The organism is Sphingobacterium gobiense (assembly GCF_002980575.1).
Classification (GTDB): domain Bacteria; phylum Bacteroidota; class Bacteroidia; order Sphingobacteriales; family Sphingobacteriaceae; genus Sphingobacterium; species Sphingobacterium gobiense.
Genome location: NZ_PVBS01000004.1, coordinates 268,798 through 291,333, shown reverse-complemented (window position 1 = coordinate 291,333; position 22,536 = coordinate 268,798). Strand labels below are relative to the sequence as shown.

The 22,536-nt window shown below is 42.8% G+C and carries 19 protein-coding genes; 11 read left to right on the top strand and 8 right to left on the bottom strand.

The window, feature by feature from the left end; translation table 11 throughout:
• Window positions 1-841: thioredoxin family protein (locus C5749_RS17510; protein WP_146113788.1), on the top strand; the 841-nt coding region annotated here is incomplete at its 5' end.
• 19 nt (window positions 842-860) lie between these two features.
• Entirely contained in the window at window positions 861-1,835 is a 975-nt protein-coding gene (pfkA, locus tag C5749_RS17505) for a 6-phosphofructokinase (protein ID WP_105727525.1), read from the top strand.
• Window positions 1,836-1,863: 28 nt separating this feature from the next.
• Here pfkA and C5749_RS17500 read toward each other — a convergent pair whose 3' ends face one another.
• Window positions 1,864-2,550: a response regulator transcription factor gene (locus C5749_RS17500; RefSeq protein ID WP_105727524.1), complete on the bottom strand. Its 687-nt coding sequence runs from the start codon at window positions 2,548-2,550 to the stop codon at window positions 1,864-1,866.
• Between the two features lie 14 nt (window positions 2,551-2,564).
• On the bottom strand, window positions 2,565-4,424 hold the full coding sequence (locus C5749_RS17495) for a sensor histidine kinase (protein ID WP_105727523.1): 1,860 nt from the start codon (window positions 4,422-4,424) through the stop codon (window positions 2,565-2,567).
• 126 nt (window positions 4,425-4,550) lie between these two features.
• Here C5749_RS17495 and C5749_RS17490 point away from each other — a divergent pair, with 126 nt between their 5' ends.
• The 3 genes from C5749_RS17490 to C5749_RS17480 all read left to right on the top strand — a co-directional run bounded on the left by C5749_RS17490 (window position 4,551) and on the right by C5749_RS17480 (window position 6,538).
• A complete protein-coding gene (locus C5749_RS17490; RefSeq protein WP_146113787.1) occupies window positions 4,551-4,925 on the top strand; it encodes a hypothetical protein in 375 nt (124 codons plus the stop codon).
• 49 nt (window positions 4,926-4,974) lie between these two features.
• On the top strand, window positions 4,975-5,610 hold the full coding sequence (locus C5749_RS17485; RefSeq protein ID WP_105727521.1) for a 4'-phosphopantetheinyl transferase family protein: 636 nt from the start codon (window positions 4,975-4,977) through the stop codon (window positions 5,608-5,610).
• A gap of 97 nt (window positions 5,611-5,707) precedes the next feature.
• Entirely contained in the window at window positions 5,708-6,538 is an 831-nt protein-coding gene (locus C5749_RS17480) for a UDP-2,3-diacylglucosamine diphosphatase (RefSeq protein ID WP_105727536.1), read from the top strand.
• On the opposite strand, the gene C5749_RS17475 is transcribed toward C5749_RS17480, so the two are convergent.
• Complete coding sequence (locus C5749_RS17475) at window positions 6,535-7,056, bottom strand: NADPH-dependent FMN reductase (protein WP_105727520.1); 522 nt, start codon at window positions 7,054-7,056, stop codon at window positions 6,535-6,537. The two genes, C5749_RS17480 and C5749_RS17475, sit on opposite strands and share 4 nt — an antisense overlap.
• Before the next feature lie 219 nt (window positions 7,057-7,275).
• Between C5749_RS17475 and C5749_RS17470 the strand changes: the two genes are divergently transcribed.
• Genes C5749_RS17470 through lepB form a run of 5 tightly spaced genes read left to right on the top strand, consistent with a single transcriptional unit; the run spans window position 7,276 to window position 12,058 of the window.
• A complete protein-coding gene (locus C5749_RS17470) occupies window positions 7,276-8,073 on the top strand; it encodes a ParA family protein (protein WP_105727519.1) in 798 nt (265 codons plus the stop codon).
• Between the two features lies 1 nt (window position 8,074).
• Window positions 8,075-8,992 carry a ParB/RepB/Spo0J family partition protein gene (locus C5749_RS17465; protein ID WP_105727518.1) on the top strand — a complete coding sequence of 306 codons (918 nt, stop codon included), beginning with the start codon at window positions 8,075-8,077 and terminating at the stop codon, window positions 8,990-8,992.
• Window positions 8,992-9,774 carry a DUF5683 domain-containing protein gene (locus tag C5749_RS17460; RefSeq protein WP_181151512.1) on the top strand — a complete coding sequence of 261 codons (783 nt, stop codon included), beginning with the start codon at window positions 8,992-8,994 and terminating at the stop codon, window positions 9,772-9,774. The genes C5749_RS17465 and C5749_RS17460 overlap by 1 nt, the downstream gene beginning before the upstream one ends.
• A 45-nt stretch (window positions 9,775-9,819) precedes the next feature.
• Window positions 9,820-10,560, top strand: coding sequence for a 4-hydroxy-tetrahydrodipicolinate reductase (dapB, locus tag C5749_RS17455; protein WP_105727517.1), 741 nt, complete (start codon window positions 9,820-9,822; stop codon window positions 10,558-10,560).
• Window positions 10,561-10,567: 7 nt separating this feature from the next.
• A complete protein-coding gene (lepB, locus tag C5749_RS17450; RefSeq protein ID WP_105727516.1) occupies window positions 10,568-12,058 on the top strand; it encodes a signal peptidase I in 1,491 nt (496 codons plus the stop codon).
• A gap of 82 nt (window positions 12,059-12,140) precedes the next feature.
• On the opposite strand, the gene C5749_RS17445 is transcribed toward lepB, so the two are convergent.
• A complete protein-coding gene (locus C5749_RS17445) occupies window positions 12,141-12,860 on the bottom strand; it encodes a pyridoxine 5'-phosphate synthase (protein WP_105727515.1) in 720 nt (239 codons plus the stop codon).
• A 75-nt stretch (window positions 12,861-12,935) separates the two neighbouring features.
• On the opposite strand from C5749_RS17445, the gene cdaA reads away from it, so the two are divergent.
• Window positions 12,936-13,730, top strand: a complete 795-nt coding sequence (gene cdaA / locus C5749_RS17440; protein ID WP_105727514.1) for a diadenylate cyclase CdaA — start codon at window positions 12,936-12,938, stop codon at window positions 13,728-13,730.
• A gap of 4 nt (window positions 13,731-13,734) precedes the next feature.
• Here the strand turns inward: cdaA and C5749_RS17435 are convergent, their stop codons facing one another.
• The 4 genes from C5749_RS17435 to metE form a co-directional block, all read right to left on the bottom strand.
• Window positions 13,735-18,303, bottom strand: a complete 4,569-nt coding sequence (locus C5749_RS17435; RefSeq protein ID WP_105727513.1) for an efflux RND transporter permease subunit — start codon at window positions 18,301-18,303, stop codon at window positions 13,735-13,737.
• 7 nt (window positions 18,304-18,310) lie between these two features.
• Complete coding sequence (locus C5749_RS17430; RefSeq protein ID WP_105727512.1) at window positions 18,311-19,435, bottom strand: efflux RND transporter periplasmic adaptor subunit; 1,125 nt, start codon at window positions 19,433-19,435, stop codon at window positions 18,311-18,313.
• A gap of 237 nt (window positions 19,436-19,672) precedes the next feature.
• Window positions 19,673-20,044: a hypothetical protein gene (locus C5749_RS17425; protein ID WP_105727511.1), complete on the bottom strand. Its 372-nt coding sequence runs from the start codon at window positions 20,042-20,044 to the stop codon at window positions 19,673-19,675.
• 143 nt (window positions 20,045-20,187) lie between these two features.
• Entirely contained in the window at window positions 20,188-22,500 is a 2,313-nt protein-coding gene (metE, locus tag C5749_RS17420) for a 5-methyltetrahydropteroyltriglutamate--homocysteine S-methyltransferase (RefSeq protein WP_105727510.1), read from the bottom strand.
• Window positions 22,501-22,536: the final 36 nt, after the last annotated feature.

Sequence of the window (22,536 nt, the reverse complement as noted above, 5' to 3'; positions counted from 1 at the left end):
GGTAGTACTGGGTTTCCTGGAGCTGGCACTGGCACTCAAGTTCCTGTCCAACGTAGACCTTGCCTACCACTGGAACTGGCTGGACAGGGAAGTATTCCTGGCCCTGTGGATAGCCATCTTCGGGATGCTGGGGCTGTACCTGATCGGCAAGATACGCTTTGCGCACGACAGTCCCCTGCAGCACCTGTCCGTTACCCGGACCATACTGGCAGTGACGGTGTTCGCCTTCGTGGTGTACATGGTGCCGGGCATGTGGGGGGCACCGCTCAAGTCGATCTCGGCATTCCTGCCGCCCTCGGCCACGCAGGACTTCGACCTCTCCACGGTGAACTTCGGGACAGCTCCTGCGGCAAGCGCCGGCACGGAGAAGAAAAAATATTACGAGATCTTCCACGACCGGGGCACCCCCAAGGGATTTGATCCGTACTACGACTACGAGGAAGGGCTTGCCGCGGCCAGAGAGCTGAACAAACCGGTGCTGATCGACTTCACGGGCTGGAACTGTGTCAACTGCCGCAAGATGGAGGCCAATGTGTGGACCGACCCGAAGGTGGCCGCACTGCTCCGCGAGGGGTTCGTGATGGTGGAACTGTTTGTGGACGACAGGACAGAGCTGGCGCCACAGGAACAGTATGTCTCGGAGTACTCCGGCAAGAAGATAAATACCATCGGCAAGAAGAACAGCGATTTTCAGGCTTCCGTGTTCAACAGCAACTCCCAGCCGCTTTATGTCATCGTGGACACCGACGGAAAGGTGCTGGTGCCCCCCACCGGAGCTGACTACAACGTAAACAGCTACGCAGCCTATCTACAGAGCGGAATCGATGCTTTTAACGAATAAACAATCAATCTAAAAATATATGAAAACGATAAAAAACATCGCAGTTTTAACATCGGGTGGAGATTCGCCGGGGATGAATGCTGGCATACGTGCCGTGGTTCGTACAGGCATATACAATAATTTAAATGTATTTGGTGTGCTCCGAGGCTATGACGGTCTAGTAAAGGGTGAAATCATACCTATGGATGCTAAATCGGTAGCCAATATTATTCAGCGCGGCGGAACTATCCTCAAAACGGCCCGAAGTGACGAATTTAGAACTTATGAAGGCCGTAAACAAGCCTATGAAAATATCCAAAAGCTAGGAATAGACGCCCTAGTTGTCATCGGGGGCGATGGAACATTTACTGGAGCGTCTAAATTTATTGAAGAATTTGATATTCCTATTATAGGGATGCCGGGGACTATCGACAACGACTTAGCCGGAACGGATTTTACTATTGGATACGACACAGCTATCAATACCGTGGTTGACGCTGTAGACAAAATAAGAGATACAGCCGAATCTCATGATCGCGTATTCATTATTGAAGTCATGGGGCGTGACTCTGGCTTGATCGCATTACGTTCTGGCATTAGCACGGGAGCTGAAGCCGTCTTAATTCCGGAACTAAACGTAGACTACGATGCCATCATGAAGCGTCTCGATAAATCACGTAAAAATAAATCCTCACGTATTATCATTGTCGCAGAAGGAGATAAAGAGGGCGGAGAAGTCGTTTCCGATAAAATCAAGGAGAACTTTCCTCATTACGATGTACGTCTTTCTATATTAGGACATATCCAACGTGGTGGAAGGCCAAGCTGTATGGATAGAGTCCTAGCAAGTAGACTAGGGGTCGCTTCGGTAGAGGGACTATTGGAGGGACGGCGGGGAGAAATGGCCGGACTTATCTGCGGCCAGGTACATTTCACGCCGTTTAACAAAGCGATCAAACATATCGATAAAATAAACGAGAATTTAACTAGAATTGTGGAAATTCTATCATTATAAAATAATAGGGCGCATTCTGTGCGCCCTATTAACTTACTAATAACTTATACCCTTTACCGTGTACATTGACAATCTCGACATTAGCATCTTCTTTGAGATATTTACGTAATTTACTCAAGAAAACATCCATACTACGGCCCGTAAAATAATTGTCATCGTGCCAAATTTTCACCAGTGCTTCCTCTCTGGTAAGCACATCGTTTTTTTTCAGGCACAATAACCGCAACAGCTCTGCTTCTTTAGTCGACAGCTTTTGTTGTTGACCTTTATAAGAAATTAGCTGACTGGTATAATCGAAGAAATAATCCCCAATCTCGAACTTATCTGCTAATTCCTCTTCTTTATCCTTGGACACGCGTTTTAACAATGCGTTTATACGGAGTAATAGCTCTTCTACTCGAAACGGCTTCGTGATGTAATCGTCTCCTCCCAATTCGAATGCCTGCGTTTTATCTTCCATCATACCTTTTGCCGTAGCGTAGATAATAGGCACCGTTTTATCCATTTTACGGATGTCTTTGCCGAGCGAAAACCCATCCTTTTTCGGCATCATCACATCAAAAATGCACAAGTCATATTCGTCTTTACGGAAAGCAGTAAGCGCTTCATCGCCATCTTGAGTCAATGTCACATCAAATTTCCCTTTTAATTCCAAGTAATCTTTTAGAAGTTCACCTAAGTTAGGGTCATCTTCAGCTAATAATATTTTCTGCATACAATGTTAGTTTTTTATGCTTCTCGATCAGGTGTTATACCTTTTAAGGGAAAAGTTAACTCAAAGATTGTGCCTTTGTCTTTTTCACTTTTCACCTGAATTTTACCATTAAGCCGTTTTATAATATCATTGACGTAACTTAGTCCTAGCCCAAACCCCTTAACATTATGTACATTTCCTGTCGGAATCCGATAGAACTGGTCAAAAATCTTTTCCTTTTGGTCTTTTGTCATCCCCATTCCTTTATCCGCGATAGTCACAATTATAGTATGTTTTGTGTTATACGTCTTTACTGTAATTTCAGGAGCGTCTTTGCTATACTTGATGGCGTTGTCCACTAAGTTAAAAAACACATTAGACAAATGAAGTTCATCCCCAACCACTAAATCATCGGGAGCAGCTATATCCATATGGAGTATTCCGTTTGCTCGTTGGAGCTGTAGGTTCATACTATCTAAAACACCAGAAACGACGGAATTGATATGGACATCTACCTTTTCTATTTTTAAATTCTCTTTCTCTAAACGAGCTATGTTTAATACCCGCTCGATATGGTTACCAAGCCGAACATTCTCATCGTAAATAATATTTGCCAACCTATCTACACGCTTGCCATCAGCAGCAATCTCGGGATCACGGAGAGATTCACTCGCTATCATAATAGTTGCCACCGGCGTCTTAAATTCGTGGGTCATATTATTCATGAAATCCGTTTTCATCTCCGAAATCTTCTTTTGCTTAAAAATAATGCTTAACGTATAAGCAAAGGCGCCGATGAGCAACGCTAACAATGCGATCATGGGTAAGAGCATATAACTCATCGTATCCCGAATCACCGAAGATTTATTCGGAAAATAAATCGAGAGAAGTCCCGGCGAACTGTTCAGATCATTTTCAAATAATTTTGTACTATACTTCGCGAATTGCTTTTTTGTTTTAGGATTGTTGCTTTGCAACGTTTCATAGATAATATAACTTTGATCATCCCGTACTTCAATATTAAACGGAACATAAATATCACGTTTGTTTAGCTCCGCGTCAAGTTCTCTTTTTAAAAACTTTATGTTCAAGCGTTCACGAAACGGCTTTTTTGCAAGCAATATACTCGATTCTATATCTTTTAGAATATCTTCACTTTTACCACCTATGATAGCTAACGTATCAAAAAGTGTAGTCGCCTGTTGCAATTTCTTCACGTTTAGTGCTCCCAATTGGTTCTCCAGTTCCTGTAGCTGGTCTGCAATTTCCCCGTTAGTCCGAGGAATCAGCGTAGCGGTCTGCATTGCCTCTACCCGGTTATTTCTAAAATACGGAATGATAAACCGCGTACTGTCATCTTTTGCCGGAACTAACGGCACTTCACGCTTGGCAGATAATTGTATATCTGTATCAAAATATCCCTCGCCCACATATTTATTGACAACATTAAAATCTATATAGGTTTGATAACGTTTTCTTCTGATATATGTTTCGTAGAACGCATTGTTAACATAAATCGCATTCGGGGCAAGTGCTTTTAAGTTCTCTTCCTCTTCTCGATAACGCTGCTCATAGGCGAATTGTTGCTGTTGTAATTTTTTTATCCGCTCCTGAATTTCCAATTGACCAGCTAAAAGCTGTTCATTACGCTCTCGCATAGCTTGGTCGGCTTTAAACTTCTCTTGATTAATTCGGTCCTGCTCGCGGGCAAACTCGAAAATCTCTTGCTTTTCAATCTTGCTTGCAACCGAAGCAAGTGCAGCCGTAACTGCCTCGTCAAAAAGCTGGGATTTCTGTTTAAAAGACTCCCTAATAAAATAGTATTGCATGGCCATTACCCCCACAAGGGCTACAGACATTAACCATATAATTAGTGTGATACTACGCTTCTTCATCCTCTATCTACAAAAATAGGTATGGCTAACCGTTAAAGACTAGCCTTTAACACTATTTAACAGCAAATAGCCTATAAATCAACTTTTTTACGTAACTTTAATAACTATAAACTTACGCATTATGATATGAAGTTCGTTTTTACCATATGTACAGGCTTGCTATGCATGGTAGCATCTGCCCAACAAACCGAAAAAAGAGGAAGCATTTTTCTTTCTGACAGCACCTTGTTTGCAACGATCGATACTTCAATAAATTCGTTAAAGTCCGACACTAGTCAAATGATGATTAGCGAGAACAGTAAACGTCGTAAATCCAAAAGCATGGAGATTCCTACACATAGAGATGATATCACAAAAGGCTATACTACACCTGTGCGAAAGATGTCTGGAAAAGGGCTAGCCCCGATGCCGGGAACAGATAGCTTAGATAACTATGATACAATCCCTGATAGGACATTCCCGCCCAAAGTTATCATCCGAAGCACATCGGAGAAAAAATAGAATATCACGATTCTCATAATCATTTGCAGCCTTTTTCTTACTTTTGGATATGGCATTGGTATACCTTCGGGAATTAGATAACGACACGAGGTTCGCTATATGGAAAATAGAGGAAACGGCCGAAGAGCTGTTAAACCGCTTGCAGCTAGACGAACAAGAGAAATCCGTTTTAGAACGTTTCAGTAAGGGAAAACGTACCCTACACTGGCTAGCATCGCGTGTCCTACTCCGCTGCCTTCTCAAAACAGATGGGTTCATTTCCTGCCCATCGGACGAAAACGGAAAACCCTATTTGCCGAATTACCCCTATCAGATATCATTTACACATTCTTACGACTACGCCGGGCTCATTATGAGCCAAAGAGGCCCTTGTGGCATCGACCTCGAAATTGTTAAAGATAAAGTATTGCGTATCCAGGAAAAGTTCATGAAGCCTAATGAGCTCGCCTTTATACAAAACAATAACGTAGAACAGTTGTATGCCTGTTGGTGTGCCAAAGAAGCCGTTTATAAACTTCAAGGTAATAAGGGCGTCTCTTTTCTTGAAAACATGACCATCCTACCTTTCCAATATAAACCACAAGGTGTCATGACCCTTATATTGCGTAAAGACAGCATAGAAAAATCATTTCAGGTATATTACGAGAAGTTTCAAGACTATATGCTAGGATACGTAGTTGACTGAACAGCAACTGATAGACATCCGAAAGTAAATTTGACAATTTGTTAATCTCCGGCACACGATGGGTTAACAAAAGTTGATTTACTTTAAAAAAACGAATATGAAACGAAACGTTGATCTTGTCGTTATTTCTGACGTTCACTTGGGAACGTACGGCTGTCGCTCGGAAGAGCTTCTTAGATACCTCACCTCTATTGCTCCCCAAAAACTCATCCTCAATGGAGATATTATTGATATCTGGCAATTCAGGAAAAGCTACTTTCCAGAATCACACCTCCGTGTACTTAAATATGTGCTAGACCTTGCCTATAACGGTTGCGAAGTAGTATATATAACCGGAAATCATGATGAGATGTTGCGGAAATTCGGCAAAATGCAGTTTGGCCGAATTGAACTTACCAACAGAAAACTCCTTGACATTGATGGCAAAAAAGCTTGGCTCTTTCACGGAGACGTATTCGACGCATCAATCCAACACACAAAATGGCTTGCCAAACTGGGCGGCTGGGGATACGACCGTTTGATACAGTTGAATAACATCATCAACTGGTTTTTGACAAAGCTAGGATACGATAAATATTCTTTATCGAAAAAGATCAAAAACTCCGTAAAAAAAGCTATCAAATTCATTTCAGACTTTGAAGAGACTGCATCACACCTGGCCATTGAAAACAACTATGATTACGTGATTTGCGGTCATATCCATCAACCACAAATCCGAAATATAGAGACGAAAAAAGGCCGCTGTATCTATATGAACTCCGGTGATTGGATCGAAAACCTTACCGCCTTAGAATACCATCAAGGCCAATGGAATCTATTTAGCTACGAAGAACAGAAAGGTTCGCTCGGAGAATACCCCAAGGAAACTCCTAAAATTCAGAACACTGTCGAAGAGTTGCTTCACAGTATCATAAGCGGTCCGGTTTAGAAACGAGCTATCTCTTCAATCTGCTCTTGTACAAATTTCGCGGTCAATTCGTCAATAAGCTGATCATCATCCCCCAACTCGTCCTGCACCTTAGGCAGATGAATTTTCAAAGGTAATACATGCATACGCATGTAGTTACACACCCCGGTAAAGTGGTCGACACCCCGTATATTCCCATATTTTCCTGTGGAAACGCCCACTAGTGCCGCTTTTTTATGAAAAAATGAAGCAGGAAAAGAGCAAGCATCCATAAAAACCTTTAATATCCCAGGAAAACTGCCATTATACTCGGGGATGATAAAAACAAATTTACGCGCCCTAGATACTAAAGCCTGTATAGGTTCGAAAGCTTCACTACGTTTCCCATACAAATCCGTCACCGTAATATCGCGTGGTAAATCAGACAGCGAGAGCAATTCCCACGATTCCCCCTTGCGCTGTAATTCCTGTTGATAATATTTAGCAATTTTTAAAGAGTTGCTCCGTTCGCGATTTGTTCCCGATATAATTAAGTTCATCTAATTATTTTTCTTTTACAAAAAGCCCTCATTCTATATAAAAGGGTAATGCTATTTTTTTGTATCTTAGCAACCTTAGCCGTTGGGTAAGAGCTTTTGCCAAAAATACGTTTTTTAACATCATTTAAGCATTTGCTTTATCTTAGGAATGTAAATTTGGCCGTAACTTTGGAAAAGTTTTATCCGGTCGGCGTTTAGATAAAAAAGGGTTTCAATCTCATGGGAAAAATAATAGCAATAGCCAATCAGAAAGGCGGTGTAGGAAAAACAACAACTTCCATCAATTTGGCGGCGAGTTTGGCTGTTTTGGAGCATAAGACGTTGTTGGTAGATGCCGACCCTCAAGCAAATTCCACTTCGGGGATTGGTTTTGACCCCCGAATGATCAAAGCGAGCGTATACGAATGTTTGGTAAACGACCTCCCCCCACGCGAGGCTATTCAGCAAACAGACACACCTAACCTCGATCTGCTACCGGCACATATTGACCTCGTAGGTGCAGAGATTGAAATGATCAATATGCATGAACGCGAGTTCAAAATGAAGAAAATGTTAGATGAAGTAAAAGACGACTACGACTTCATTATCATAGACTGTTCACCCTCTTTAGGATTAATTACCATCAACGCTTTAACAGCATCTGATTCGGTTATTATTCCTGTACAATGCGAATACTTTGCATTGGAAGGCTTGGGGAAACTATTGAATACCATTAAAATCGTTCAAACACGGTTGAACACCAGTTTAGAAATCGAAGGTATCCTATTAACGATGTACGATGTACGTTTACGCCTTTCGAATCAAGTGGTCGAAGAAGTCAGGACGCATTTCAGTGACTTAGTTTTTGACACCATCATTCAACGAAATACACGTTTAAGTGAAGCGCCTAGCTTTGGTATTTCGGTTATCATGCACGATGCATCGTGCAAAGGCGCTATCAACTATTTGAACCTCGCGCGTGAAATATTACAGAAAAACGGTTTAGTTACAGAAAACTCGCAAACAGCAACAATATAGTATGGCATTACAAAGAAAAACAGGATTAGGAAAGGGCTTGGGTGCACTATTGCAAGGCGATGATGTACAAGTGACAAAAAACGCGGGTAAAACAGATTCTGTAGCGAAAGAAAATACCAATACGGCTGCTGGCAGTATCAATTTCATTAAAGTTAACCAGGTCGCCGTTAACCCCTTCCAACCCCGTACGGATTTCGACGAACAAGCCTTACAGGAGCTTTCCGAATCGATCAAAGTACAAGGATTAATCCAACCTATTACGGTACGGCAGGTAAGCAAAAATGAGTACCAATTAATCAGTGGAGAGCGTCGACTACGAGCAGTAAAATTAGCCGGAATCGATGATATACCTGCATACGTTCGCACGGCCAATGACCAGCAGATGCTGGAGATGGCACTTATTGAGAATATTCAGCGCGAGAACCTCAATGCAATTGAAGTCGCATTGAGCTTTCAACGTATGATTGAAGAGTGTGACCTTAAACAAGAAGAGCTTGGCGAACGGGTAAGTAAAAATCGCTCAACCGTAACAAACTATCTTCGTTTGTTGAAATTACCTCCCGTTATTCAAGCAGGTATCCGTGACGGGCAGATTTCTATGGGGCATGCGCGTGCGCTGATCAACGTAGGCGAAATAGAAAAGCAGCTCTATGTTTATCAAGAAATTATCGACAAAGGGCTTTCTGTACGGATGACCGAGATTTTGGTACGTAATATACAACAACAGAACAAACCGAAAAAAAATCCGGTAGGCAAGCAATTGGACTTCCAATACCAAAAAATAGAAGATGATCTGGCTTCTAGATTTTCTACCCGTGTAAAGTTAAACTTGAAAAACAGTAGAGGCAAAGGGGCCATTGAAATCCCGTTTGAAAGTGAAGACGACTTAAGTCGTATTTTGGAATTATTGGACTGGTAATGCGTTATAAATTTATACTGTTCTTGATTGTAGTCGCCACGTTTAGCATACACGCACAGGAGCGGGATACGATAACGAAAGCTATAGATACTACGGCAATAGATACCGTTATGACAAAGGTCGCACTTCAGGATTCGGCAGATATGCCCCAAGATACCCTCGGGAATGTGCAAGACAGCGTACGAAAAGAAACGCGAAAAGAGCGTAGAGCGAGGGAAAAAGCAGAGAAAGAACGCGAAAAATACTATTATAAGGATATCAAAAAAGATTCGACGCGCTTGGAAATTGAACATCTTTCTCGTACCGCCTGGAAGCGTTCTTTGATTTTACCCGGTTGGGGACAATATACCAATAAAGGATTATGGTGGGTCAAAGTGCCGATTATATATGGGGGGTTGGTCACGGGGTATGTCGTGTTCGATTACTGGCAATGGTATTATAAAAAATTCTTGGATGAATTGGACTATCGTATAAAATACAATGACGAACCGAATGATCCGGACCTCATCAATTGGGGCACCCAAGGTCTAGTTCAGCAAAAAGATTATGGTCGCAGAAACCGGGATTTAACGATTCTTATCACGGCGGGTTTTTGGGGCTTGAATGTTGTAGAAGCATACGTGGATTCGATGTTAAAATATAGATGGAATATTGGTTCTGACATGACAATGAAGATCCGCCCTACCCTTATGCCCTCAATGAATACGGCGTTGGTCGGATCTCACGCTTTAGGAGGCTTTGGCGTAACACCAGGTATCAAACTAACAATGAATTTAAAATAAATTAACCAGTTACGAGCCGAGCGAGCTCATGAAATAATTATTATAATGAAAATAGTAATTTTAGGATACGGCAAAATGGGACAGCTCATCGAAAAATTTTCGATGAAGCGAGGCCACGAAATTTTTCTCGTTGTCGATAAAAATAATCGCGAATCGATTTCAGCAGATGATATTGCGGAAGCAGACGTCGCCATAGATTTTAGTGAACCGGCAGCTGCACTGGACAATATCCATTTGTGCTTTGAAGCAAATTTACCTATTGTCGTAGGAACTACAGGTTGGTATGATCATTTAGATGAAGTAAAATCGATATGTGAAGATGAAAATCAAACAATGCTCTATGGCTCTAATTTTAGCATCGGCGTAAATGTTTTCTTTCACGTAAACAAATTATTGGCAAAAGCCATGAGCCCTTATAAGCAATACGACGTACAGGTGGAGGAAATACACCATATCCATAAGCTCGATGCTCCAAGCGGAACCGCAATCACCATTGCCGAAGGCATTTTAGAAAACACATCCGATAAAACAAAATGGGTTAACGATATTATTGGTGAGGGCGAGGGGTTAATCCCAAAATCGGATGAATTATTAATTGAAAGTCACCGCATTGAAGAAGTCCCAGGGACACACACGGTTTTGTACAGCTCCGAAGTGGATCAAATCGAATTTAAACACACAGCACATAGTCGCGCCGGCTTTGCTTTAGGAGCCGTAGTCGCTGCGGAATGGGTGCAAGATAAAAAAGGATTTTATCAAATAACAGAGATGTTTGATTTTATGTAACAACAATATGTATTATATCATTTTTACCATATTAACTATAGCCACATTATACGGATTATGGTTGCTATTCAAAAAAGCAGGAAAGCAGGGTTGGGAAGCCATCATTCCTTTTTACCGGGAATACGTCATGGCACAATTAACCGCCCGCCCTACATGGTGGGTCATCCTGCTACTTATACCCATCGTAAATATCTTCATTTTTTACGCCCTATACCTCGATTTCCTAAAAAGTTTCGGAAAACGTCGATTTTGGGAAACTGTTGTGGCCGTATTGTTGCCTTTTATATTTTTACCGTTATGGGGACGAGATCCAAATGTAAAATACTTAGGGCAATCCAACACGGAGGCCTTTCACAAGAAATATCCCTACAAAAAAACGGTAGCACGTGAGTGGGCTGATGCCATTATTTTTGCAACAATAGCAGCAACGTTGATTAGAGGTTTTCTTATTGAGGCCTATATGATCCCTACCGGATCGATGGAGCGCAGTTTATTGATTGGTGATTTCCTATTTGTAAGTAAGCTGAATTATGGACCACGAGTTCCTATTACACCCATCGCTTTTCCATTTGCACACCATACGATGCCAGTGACAGGAGGAAAAGCTTATTCTGAAGTGGTTCAGCTACCTTATAAACGTCTGCCGGGCTTTCAAGAAATAAAACGGAATGACGTCGTCGTGTTCAACTTTCCGGCAGGAGACACGGTAGCGTTGGAATATCAAGAGACCACCTATGCGGATCTAGTACGGAACATGGGGAAAGAAGCGGTGCACAACCAATTTACAATCACGACCCGTCCAATTGATAAGCGCGAAAACTATATTAAACGTTGCGTGGGAATGCCTGGTGATGTGGTATCCTTAGAACGCGCGAAACTGTTTATAAATGGGGAACCGGCCTTTACCCCTCCTGACATGCAAACGGCCTATTTTGTCTATACGGACGGATCAGGACTCAACCGAGAAAGAATGCATGACTTGCGCATAGACTTCCAACAGATGTCTGATCCCAGTGTCTTCATGATGCACCTAACTGTAAAACAAGCTGAGACAATCAAGAGTTGGGGGAACGTAAGAGAGGTCGAAATGTACATTGACGAGAGTTCCGCCGCCTATCCCCACGATAAACACTACAACTGGAGCATGGATAACTTCGGTCCCCTTACCATTCCTGCTGAAGGCTGGACAATAGCCCTAGACTCTCTTACCATTCCGTTATATGGTCGCGCTATACGGGATTACGAAGGCAACACATTAGAGAAAAAATCTGACGGTTATTACATCAACGGAGAAAAAACAACAAGCTATACCTTCAAACAAAATTACTATTGGATGATGGGAGATAATAGGCATAACTCATTAGATTCCCGTTCATGGGGTTTTGTTCCGGAAGACCATATTGTAGGAAAAGCACTATTTACATGGATGAGCTGGGATGAAAAAGGAACGTTCCTTTCCAAAATACGGTGGAGTAGGATATTTAAGGGGATTAATTAGTAACATGTATTAACAAAGTGACGAGTACGCAATAAGCACTTGTCACTTTGTTATTCGTAACTCCTCATCACTGGTTGCTCAGTTACGCCCTTAAACAAGCCAAATACCGTTTTATGGCCTCTTCCAATCCCAGATATAATGCATCGGCAATAAGCGCATGACCAATACTTACTTCAAGGAGTCCAGGAATGCGTTCGTTAAAATATTTTAAGTTATGCAGATCCAGGTCATGACCGGCATTTAATCCAAGATCTACTTCCTGTGCTTTTCGAGCCGCCTTAATATAAGGCGCAATAGCTTTTTGATCATCGTAACCAAATTCCGCTGCGTAGCCCTCCGTATAAAGCTCTATCCTATCGGTACCAGTCTCCGCAGCCCCTTCAACCATCTCCTCATCAGGATCAACAAAAATAGACACCCGAATTCCGTTGTCTTGAAATCGTTTTACCACATCTCTCAAATAATCTCTATGTTCGATGGTGTTCCAGCCATGATTAGAAGTAATCTGATTAAGCGAATCCGGAACTAATGTTACTTGTGTCGGTTTGTTCGCCAACACCAAATCTACAAATTTTTGCTCTCGGCAATTTCCCTCTATGTTGAATTCCGTCGTAATCTCAGCCTTGATATCATAAACATCTTGATAACGGATATGTCTTTCGTCCGGACGGGGGTGTACCGTGATTCCCTGTGCTCCAAAACGTTCACAAGCTAATGCAGCAGCTACCACATTAGGCACATTTCCTCCCCTAGCGTTTCGTAGCGTAGCAATTTTATTAATATTTACCGATAGTTTAGTCATAGTATTATTTCGTTTTACGCATTCCAAATACGTCCTCACGAAATTCCAAAAAAAACCTTAAATTGCAAACAGATAATGAACAATCTTGATCCAAATATTTTCAGTGGCTTTCGCCTGCTGGACATCATTGACATTTTACTGGTGGCCATTATCATCTATTATATATATAGTTTGATAAAAGGTACCATTGCTGTTAATATCCTGATAGGAGTAGCTCTTTTCTATGGTATTTATCTTGTTGTAAAACAAATGGAAATGCGTCTGCTTACTGAAATTTTTGGAGGATTTATTTCCGTTGGTTCCATAGCGCTAATCGTCGTTTTCCAACAGGAAATACGGCGATTTCTAATTCACATCGGAAAGAACATTTCGCTGCGACGGAAGAGGTTCTTCTGGTCTTTTTTGAATACCAAAAAAACTTCACAAATTGACAACGGCGAACAACTAAAACCCATCATTGATGCCTGCCGCAGCATGTCGCGATCCCGTACTGGTGCCCTGCTCGTATTCTCCCGCTACTTTGACGAAGAATATTATCAATCCAGCGGCGAATATATTGACGCCCCGGTGTCAAAACGTTTATTAGAGAGTATTTTTTTCAAAAATAGCCCGCTACATGATGGTGCCGTTGTTATTGTCGACTTTCGCATCATGACGGCGAGCTGTGTATTACCGTTGTCCGATAGCGAGGATTTACCACCGCAATTTGGATTACGCCACCGGGCGGCCATCGGTGTCACCGAGGTATCGGAGGCAGTTGCAGTTATCGTATCCGAAGAAACGGGTGAAATATCCTTTGCTAAAGATGGAAACGTCAATATGAACCTCAGTCCGGAAGAATTGGAGAAAATATTGAGAGAGGAGCTGTAGCATGCTACTGCCACCCTCCCCCAAGCGTTTTATAAATAACGATCTCATTTAATAATTCCTCTTTCTGTATCTCCACCTCGTCCAGCTCGGCGGCAACCGCGTCTTTCTGTGCTGTGATGATTTCCAGATAAGATACTCGTCCGGCGATGAATAACTCGTTGGCAGCGTCTACGGCACCTTTGAGTGCTTCTACCTCTTCTTTAATATATTGTTGTCGCTGTTCAATATGATCTTGCGTTTTCACCGCATTCGACACCTCATTATAGGCATTGAGTACCCGCTTTTCATACTCTAAAAAGCTTAGCCCGTACATCGCTTTGTAGGTTTCATATTGGCGTTTTAATTGACGTTGATTGAAAATTGGAGCTGTCAGGCCGCCCGCCAGACCATAAGTCAACGATTTGTCGACATTGACAAGCTTGTTAAGGCTAAATGCTTGCAGCCCCATAAAAGGTGATAATACGACGCTGGGAAGGAAAGCCGCTTTAGCAAATTTCACATCCTGCTCTGCTCCGATAAGCAGGAAAGAAGCCTCTCGAATATCGGGACGTAAGGCAAGCATTTGAAAAGGCACCCCTACATCAAGCTTTTCAAATAGAGGACGGTCTCCAAATTTAGTTTCTGTCCGTCGAACTTGGTTATTAAATCTTCCTGTCAAGTAGTTAATATGGTGTTCTAACAGCGTGATTTCCTGCCTAGTCCGTTCACGCTCAGCCCGCGAATTAGCTAGAAAAGCCTTAAATTGCTGCACACCAAGTTGTGTGGCGCGTCCAGCTTCCTTTTGTAACTCCGTAATTTCCAACGCTTGCTCGTTCAGTACGATGTTGTTGTCAAATACTTTAATCTTTGCATCTAAGCTAAGTAACTCGTAATACGCAGAAGCGATATTCGTCACTAACTCCGTCTCTACCAGTCGTCGCGCTTCATTCTCTGCCAGCAAACTGTTAAATGCCGCATTTTTCTGCGCCCGTAACTTGCCCCACAAGTCTAGTTCCCACGACGCTCGGACACCGACAAAATAGTCTGGCAATACTTCCGGAATCTGTTCATCGTCTTTTAAATTTTCCGAAAATCCGGTATCATAGTTACCAATACCCTCTTCCGTATAGAAACCATATTTTCTCAATCCGGCTTCCGCAGCTAGGTCTAAACTAGGTAGAAGAGCCGCTTTTCGTTGCTTAAAGCTTGCCTGTGCAATCTCAATGCGCTGAATAGCTTGCTGCAAGTCATAGTTATAGATTAATGCCGAATCGATTAATGCTTTTAGGTGAGGGTCCGTAAATATTTCTTTCCAAGGTTGGTGAGCAATATTTGTGGTATCCGTATTTACCAATGCCAGACTATCATGATGAAATTGTACCGGCAGTTCCGCATGTGTTTCTTTTCCCAGTTCTTTCGGCACGGTACATGATACCACCAAACCCGAAGTAACTAATAATGCCACGGCTTTTGGCACCATGCTTTTCTTCTTTTCCTTTTTCTTTCGCGAAAACATCACATATAATCCCGGAATAATAATAACACCAAATAACGTCCCGATTAACATACCACCCACAGATGCCGTACCGATTGTCCGGTTTCCAATCGCACCAGCACCAGACGCTAGCATCAATGGTATCAGCCCAGCGATAATGGCAAACGATGTCATCAATATAGGCCGTAATCTCACATAAGCACCTTCTATCGCCGCCTGTAATACATTCATCCCCTGTTTTTGTTTCAATACAGCATATTCCACAATCAAAATGGCATTTTTACCAAGTAGACCAATCAACATGACCATTGCCACCTGTGCATAAATGTCGTTTTCCAACCCAAGCAATTTCAAGAACAAGAAAGATCCAAAAACACCCGGCGGAAGCCCTAAGATAACTGGCAGCGGTAACAAAAAACTCTCATATTGCGCGGATAGCAATAAATACACAAACACCAAACAGAGCGCAAAGATGTAAATCGCTTGATTTCCGGAGATAACCTGCTCTCGTGTCATTCCCGACCACTCTATAGCGTACCCCTGAGGTAGGTCTTCTGCCAATCGCTGTATCGTCTCGATTGCTTGCCCCGTGCTATAACCCGGTGCAGGTTGACCGTTCAACATGGCCGATGTAAACATATTGTACCGAGTTATTTGTTCGGGGCCATATACACGTTTCATTTTTATAAAAGAAGAATAGCGCACCATCTCCCCGTCTTTAGTTTTTACAAACAGATCCAAGACATCTTCCGGTCGTTGACGATAATGCGGATCGGCCTGCACCATCACTTTATACATCTGCCCGTAACGAATAAAATTAGTGGCATAAAAACTCCCCATTAGCGTTTGCAGCGTTGTCATGGCGTTTTCAACCGAAATCCCCCTTTTGGCTGCCATATCATAGTCTACCTCCAACATATATTGAGGAAAGCTGACATCGAAACTCGACGAAACTCCTTCTATAGATTCCGTGTTATTAAGGGCTGTTACAAATTCATCGACGACCTTTGCCGTCTGATTTAAATCCTCATTTCCACTACGATCCAATAAGCGCAATTCAAACCCAGAAGCGTTACCAAATCCCGGAACGGTCGGCGGTGGAAAGAACTCGATCCTAGCATCGACAATGTGCGTGGTCTTTTCCTGCAATTCTCGCATCACATCATCCACCGTAACATTCCGCTCATCCCAAGGCCTAAGATTAATCATACCCATACCGTACGATGCGCCTGACACCTCGGTCAACAGACTGTAACCCGCAAGCGTAGAAACGGTCTCGACCGACTCCAGACTTCGCGCAATCTCGCCCACCTCATTCAACGCCCGTTCTGTGCGGTCTACCGTCGCACCCGGCGGAGTTGTTACATTTATATAAACCATCCCTTGATCCTCAGTAGGAATAAAGCCCGACGGCAATATACTGCTGGCACCCCAAGTGGCAACAAAAAAGAAGATAAGCATCCCAACTGTCACTACCCTCCGACCGGCTATGCGCGTCAATAACCTTCGATAGCCACCCGCTGTTTTATCATACGAGGAGTTAAATTTCTTAAAGAATTTATTTAACCAGCTATTCGACTCTTTTTTATCATGTGGCGAACGGAGGATAAGCGCACATAGTGCTGGTGTCAATGTTAAGGCATTGATTCCGGAAATCACGATCGCCGCAGCTAAGGTCAGAGAGAACTGGCGGTAAAATACCCCCACCGGACCCGAAAGAAAGGCTACCGGAATAAACACCGCCGACATCACCAAGGTAATCGCAATAACAGCCGAACCCACTTCCTTCATTGCAGCAAGTGTAGCCTCCATAGGGGGCAGATGTTCCTCCTCCATTTTAGCAAAGACAGCCTCGACGACGACAATACCGTTATCCACCACAATACCGATTGCCAGCACCAATGCAAACAATGTCAGCAGGTTAATGGAGAAACCCATCATCAACATAAAAAACATAGCCCCAATCAAACTTACCGGTACAGCAAGAATTGGTATAATAGTAGCTCTGAAATCCTGTAAAAAGATAAATACAACCAAAAATACAAGGATAAATGCTTCCAATAGCGTCTTCACCACGCTGGACATCGATGCGTCCAGAAAACGGGAAACATCATATCCCATACTATATTCCATTCCCGGTGGAAAAGTCATGACCTTTAATTCCTCCATGCGGTCTTTTACACGTTGGATTACCTCCTGCGCATTTGATCCGGGCAACTGTTTCATCATAATGGAAGCCGATGGCCGTCCATCTGCTTTAGAAGCCATCTCATATTCTAACGACCCAAATTCTACCTCAGCTACATCACGAATCCGTAAGATAGAACCGTCTGAGTTGGCCCGAATAGGTACATTAGCATACTCCTGAGGTTCGGTAAACCGGCCGGGATAGCGCAACACATATTGTTGCATGTTTACCGTTTTGTCTGATCCAATTCCTGTTTGTCCCGGTGCCGCCTCGATATTCTGCCGGCGCAAGGCTTCTATTACCTCTTCTGTAGATATCTGATAAGCCGCCAAACGGTCCGGTTTCAGCCAAACACGCATGGCATAATCCTTAAATCCCATAATTTCAGCAAAGCCGACACCCTCGATTCGCTTCAGTTCTTTAAGAATATTGATATCTGTAAAATTATATATGAATCGCTCATCCGCCGTCTCGTCCGAAGTATAAATGTTGAGGTACATCAACATACTATTTACCTCCTTTTCGGTAAGTACACCCGCACGTATTACTTCTTCAGGCAGCTCATCTATCACCGTCGAGACCCGGTTCTGCACATTAACCGCAGCGACATCGGGATCTACACCGACATTAAAAGCTATTTGAATAAGTGTGGTCCCATTATTCGTAGTCACCGTATTCATCGAAGTCATACCAGCGACTCCATTAATTGCCCTTTCCAACGGGATGGCGACTGCATCGGTACTTACCTCTGCATTTGCACCAGTATAACTCGCAGTTACCACCACTGATGGGGGCACAATATCCGGAAATTGTGTAACGGGCAAAGTAAATAAGGCCAGGACACCCAATAATGTGATGAATATAGATATCACCAACGAAAGTACAGGCCGCTTTATATAAGTTTCAAACATCTGGCAATTAATTTATATTTATTTCTGAGGCATTCCGTTCTACAGGGTTCACCTTCATACCATCACGAAGCCCCTGTACGCCTTCGAAAACAATTTTTTGATCATCGTCCAAACCACTAGCGACGATATAATAGTGGCCGACACGTTCGCCAGCCTGAAAAGGTTTCATTTGCACAGTAGAGTCGCTATTTAATACATATACGTATGCCTTGTCTTGGATCTCTACCACCGATTTTTGATGCACGAACTTTGTGTCTCCTGTTGCTACAGGTACGCCTATCTTACCCGATGCACCGTGTTTTAGTAACCCCTCCGAGTTTGGAAATTTTGCCCGCAGCGATATAGAGCCTGTACCGGGGTTGAACTCGCTCTCCACAATTCTCGCTTCTCCAGCATGCGGGTACTCCAGACCATTCGCCAAAGCAAGCTTTACTTCTCTTTTAAATGTGTTCTTTCTAAAATTGGAGTCGCTGGCAAGATTCAAATATTCCGTTTCCGATATATCAAAATAAACATTTACAGCACCTAAATCGGATATCGTTGTAATCAAAGAACCCTCCTCCAATAATGAACCTTCTTTCAATAAAATCCGATCAATACGGCCGCTGAATGGAGCACGTATGCGCGTTTGGGATAGCTTGGTCTGCATCTGATTTTTCACCGCCTTCGCTTCTTCTATTTTAGAAAGTGCAGCTTTATATTGTACCTTGATAAGATCCGCTTCTGTCGACGACACAATATTTTTTTCGACCAGCTTCTTGATTCGTTCCCGCTCCAATTCTACTTTTTTTGCTTCGGAGATCGCGATATTCAAGGCCGCTTCTGCTTTTGCATAATCAGCCTTATATTCTTCGTCATTCAATTGAAAAAGCACCTGCCCTGCTTTAACGGCCGCCCCCTCATCTACATATATCTTTTCTAAAAAGCCCGTCAAACGCGACCGCAGTTCCACATTCTTGTTTGCTTGAATGTCCGCGATATATTCTTGATAAATGGTCGTATCCATTACCATAAGGTCCGCTACCGGCACCCGCGTCATTACCTCGGCCTTGTTTTCTGTACTCTTAACGGTACAGCTACTAGCAAACAATGCCAATCCCACTACCGGGAATACCAATGAAAGTGTCTTCATGTATTATTATTACTTAAAAAATGATGAAATCTGTAATTAAACTCTAGCGCGCTTACAATAGGTCATACGGATTAATGAGTCTCTCCTGAGCGGAAATTTTATTCATCTCGAGAAGATTACACCGTAGCAAGTCAGCCGACGACTCACTATTGCCTATTTGTAACGTTTGGGTTAAAACCAATCGCTAACATCCACGAAAATAATCGAAGATTTGGGAAATTATTGGGAATAGAAAAGCTAGAAGGGTTGTAGCCTATATAAGTACATGTAATAGCCCGGCACAATACGCCGTTTCCTCCCGTCGTATACCGGATGTTTGATATATGAGGTTAGCTGCTTAAAAGAAAACAGGACTGCCAGAACTAATACAAAGAGCGATAGCGATAGGGCTTGCTGCCCGTGCGATCTGTATTCGTCGTAGGGAATTTCAACATCAGCCGCATCCTTATCAATGGGAAGAGCTAATACATCATCCAGCACGATCTCCAAAAGTGATTCGCCATTCAGAAGAGAATCGTCATGCCTTATGCCAGACGCTGTCTCCGGCTGATAAACCAGAATATTCAGATAGCACAACAACACCAAAGCGTGAACGATTTTAAACCACATTTGAGGCAAAAATACTAACCTTATATGAAGTAAACTACTCTACCATTGTAAAAAAAGTGTTAACCATACGTTTAACAAGACAACGGCCCGAGGAAAAATCCCACGGGCCGCATCTACTTTTATAATACTAATTACCGTGAATATTATTCTGCACGTAATATTTTAGCTGCTTCTACCATAGATTCAAGCGCTGCTTTCGTCTCTGGCCATGCACGAGTTTTCAAACCACAATCAGGGTTTACCCATAGCTGCTCAGCAGGCACAACAGCTTTCGCTTTGCGAAGCAAGTGTACCATCTCCTCAGTACCAGGCACACGTGGTGAATGTATATCGTACACACCCGGACCAATATCATTCGGATATTTGAAATCTCCGGCAAACGCATCAAGCAGTTCCATTTGTGATCGTGATGTTTCTATTGTGATTACATCTGCATCCATGGCCGCGATGTCTTCAATGATATCATTGAATTCCGAGTAACACATATGCGTATGGATTTGCGTATCATCTTCCACATTGGATGACGAAACCCGGAACGCACGAACAGCCCAGTTCAAATAATCTTGCTGATCGGTCTTACGTAAAGGGAGTCCCTCCCGAATAGCTGGCTCATCAATCTGGATGATTTTGATACCCGCTTTTTCCAATGCTTGTACTTCGTCCAAAATAGCCAACGCAATTTGGTAAGTCGTTGTTGAACGCGGTTGATCATTACGTACAAATGACCATTGTAAAATTGTAACTGGTCCTGTCAACATCCCTTTTACAGGACGATTTGTCAAGGACTGTGCATACGCAGACCAGCGAACAGTCATATCCGCAGGACGATAAACATCACCATAAATAATCGGCGGTTTTACACAACGAGAACCATAAGACTGTACCCATCCATTCTTCGTGAACGCATAACCAGCCAATTGCTCACCAAAGTACTCCACCATATCATTACGTTCAAACTCACCGTGTACTAACACATCGATATCCAGTTCTTCCTGCAATCGGATAGTTCTTTCGGTTTCTTCCGCAATTTCTTTGTCGTACTGCTCCTGCGTAATCGCACCTTTTTTCAGGTCTGCCCTCCATTTACGGACATCTTTCGTCTGCGGGAAAGACCCGATTGTCGTCGTAGCAAATGCCGGCAAATTAAATTTCACCTGCTGAGCCGCTTTACGAGTGGAAAACGGAGACGTACGTGTCGCATCGTCATCCGTAATATTCGCGGTGCGCTCTTTCACTTCCGGTCTATGGATCAAAGGTGAAGTACGACGGCTTTCCGCAGCTGCTTTGTTCGCTTCAAAACGCTCAGTGGTTTTTGCATCCGCTTTCCCCCCAGCCAACACCGCCAAGTCTTTCACTTCGACCAACTTTTGTTTTGCAAAAGCCAGCCAGTTCTTCACCTCAGCTGGCAAAGATTCTTCATTATCTTCGTTATCCAAGTCAAACGGAACATGCAATAACGACGAGGAAGGGGCAATCCACACCCGGTCAGCTCCCAATGCATCTACTGCCTGTTTGATTTTCACCAACGATTTTTCATAGTCGTTTTTCCAAATGTTTCGGCCTTCCACAACACCTAAAGAAAGTGTCAAAGATGCAGGAACTTTTGATAGAACAGTATCTAGTTGATTTTCTCCACGAACAAGATCAAGGTGAAGCGCATGAACCGGTAGGTTCACCGCCGTTTCCTCGTTGTCGCGGAGAGCTTCGAAATAAGTTGCAACAATTAGTTTGATGCCTTTAGCCGCGTCCGCCAATTTTTTAAACACTTCACCATATAAAACGCGCGTCGCATCATCAATATCCAGCGCTAAGAACGGCTCATCGATCTGCACGTATTGTGCACCTGCATCAGCCAACTTAACTAAGATCTCCTCATAAACAGGCAATAATCTATCAATTAAATCAATACGATTAAAACCCTCTTCCTTTTCTTTACCTATTAAAAGATAAGTTATCGGGCCAATCAATACAGGCTTCGTTTCGATGCCCAATGATTTAGCCTCATTGTATTCGCTCAAGAATTTCTCCGACGTCAATTTAAACGTTTGGTCTTTCGTAAATTCAGGAACAAGATAGTGATAGTTCGTATCGAACCATTTAGTCATTTCCATCGCCGTGACATCCACACCTTCCTCTTGAAATCCGCGTGCCATCGCAAAATATAAGTCTAAATTATATTGGCGATCAATTTTGTTTAACAGCGAGCTGTAACGAGCTGGAATAGCGCCTACTGTTAGAGATAAATCCAATACTTGGTCATAAAAAGAAAAGTCATTGGATGGAATCAAGTCGATACCTGCCTCTTTCTGTGTCTTCCAATTGCCTTCACGGATTTTAAGTCCTGCTTGCAATAACTCTTCCGCGTTGATCTTTTTAGCCCAATACGCTTCATTGGCTTTTTTCAATTCGCGGAATGCACCCACTCTCGGGTACCCTAAATTGTTTGTTAATAACATAATATATCTGTTGTTGTGTTAAATTTTCTTATCTTT

Coding starts and splice junctions, on each gene's coding strand:
- C5749_RS17500 (WP_105727524.1), bottom strand. CDS start 2,550: ATGCAGAAAATATTATTAGCTGAAGATGACCCTAACTTAGGTGAACTT.
- C5749_RS17490 (WP_146113787.1), top strand. CDS start 4,551: ATGAAGTTCGTTTTTACCATATGTACAGGCTTGCTATGCATGGTAGCA.
- cdaA (WP_105727514.1), top strand. CDS start 12,936: ATGAACAATCTTGATCCAAATATTTTCAGTGGCTTTCGCCTGCTGGAC.
- C5749_RS17495 (WP_105727523.1), bottom strand. CDS start 4,424: ATGAAGAAGCGTAGTATCACACTAATTATATGGTTAATGTCTGTAGCC.
- C5749_RS17460 (WP_181151512.1), top strand. CDS start 8,992: ATGCGTTATAAATTTATACTGTTCTTGATTGTAGTCGCCACGTTTAGC.
- dapB (WP_105727517.1), top strand. CDS start 9,820: ATGAAAATAGTAATTTTAGGATACGGCAAAATGGGACAGCTCATCGAA.
- C5749_RS17475 (WP_105727520.1), bottom strand. CDS start 7,056: ATGAACTTAATTATATCGGGAACAAATCGCGAACGGAGCAACTCTTTA.
- C5749_RS17435 (WP_105727513.1), bottom strand. CDS start 18,303: ATGTTTGAAACTTATATAAAGCGGCCTGTACTTTCGTTGGTGATATCT.
- C5749_RS17485 (WP_105727521.1), top strand. CDS start 4,975: ATGGCATTGGTATACCTTCGGGAATTAGATAACGACACGAGGTTCGCT.
- C5749_RS17465 (WP_105727518.1), top strand. CDS start 8,075: ATGGCATTACAAAGAAAAACAGGATTAGGAAAGGGCTTGGGTGCACTA.
- C5749_RS17425 (WP_105727511.1), bottom strand. CDS start 20,044: ATGTGGTTTAAAATCGTTCACGCTTTGGTGTTGTTGTGCTATCTGAAT.
- C5749_RS17430 (WP_105727512.1), bottom strand. CDS start 19,435: ATGAAGACACTTTCATTGGTATTCCCGGTAGTGGGATTGGCATTGTTT.
- pfkA (WP_105727525.1), top strand. CDS start 861: ATGAAAACGATAAAAAACATCGCAGTTTTAACATCGGGTGGAGATTCG.
- C5749_RS17470 (WP_105727519.1), top strand. CDS start 7,276: ATGGGAAAAATAATAGCAATAGCCAATCAGAAAGGCGGTGTAGGAAAA.
- C5749_RS17445 (WP_105727515.1), bottom strand. CDS start 12,860: ATGACTAAACTATCGGTAAATATTAATAAAATTGCTACGCTACGAAAC.
- lepB (WP_105727516.1), top strand. CDS start 10,568: ATGTATTATATCATTTTTACCATATTAACTATAGCCACATTATACGGA.
- C5749_RS17480 (WP_105727536.1), top strand. CDS start 5,708: ATGAAACGAAACGTTGATCTTGTCGTTATTTCTGACGTTCACTTGGGA.
- metE (WP_105727510.1), bottom strand. CDS start 22,500: ATGTTATTAACAAACAATTTAGGGTACCCGAGAGTGGGTGCATTCCGC.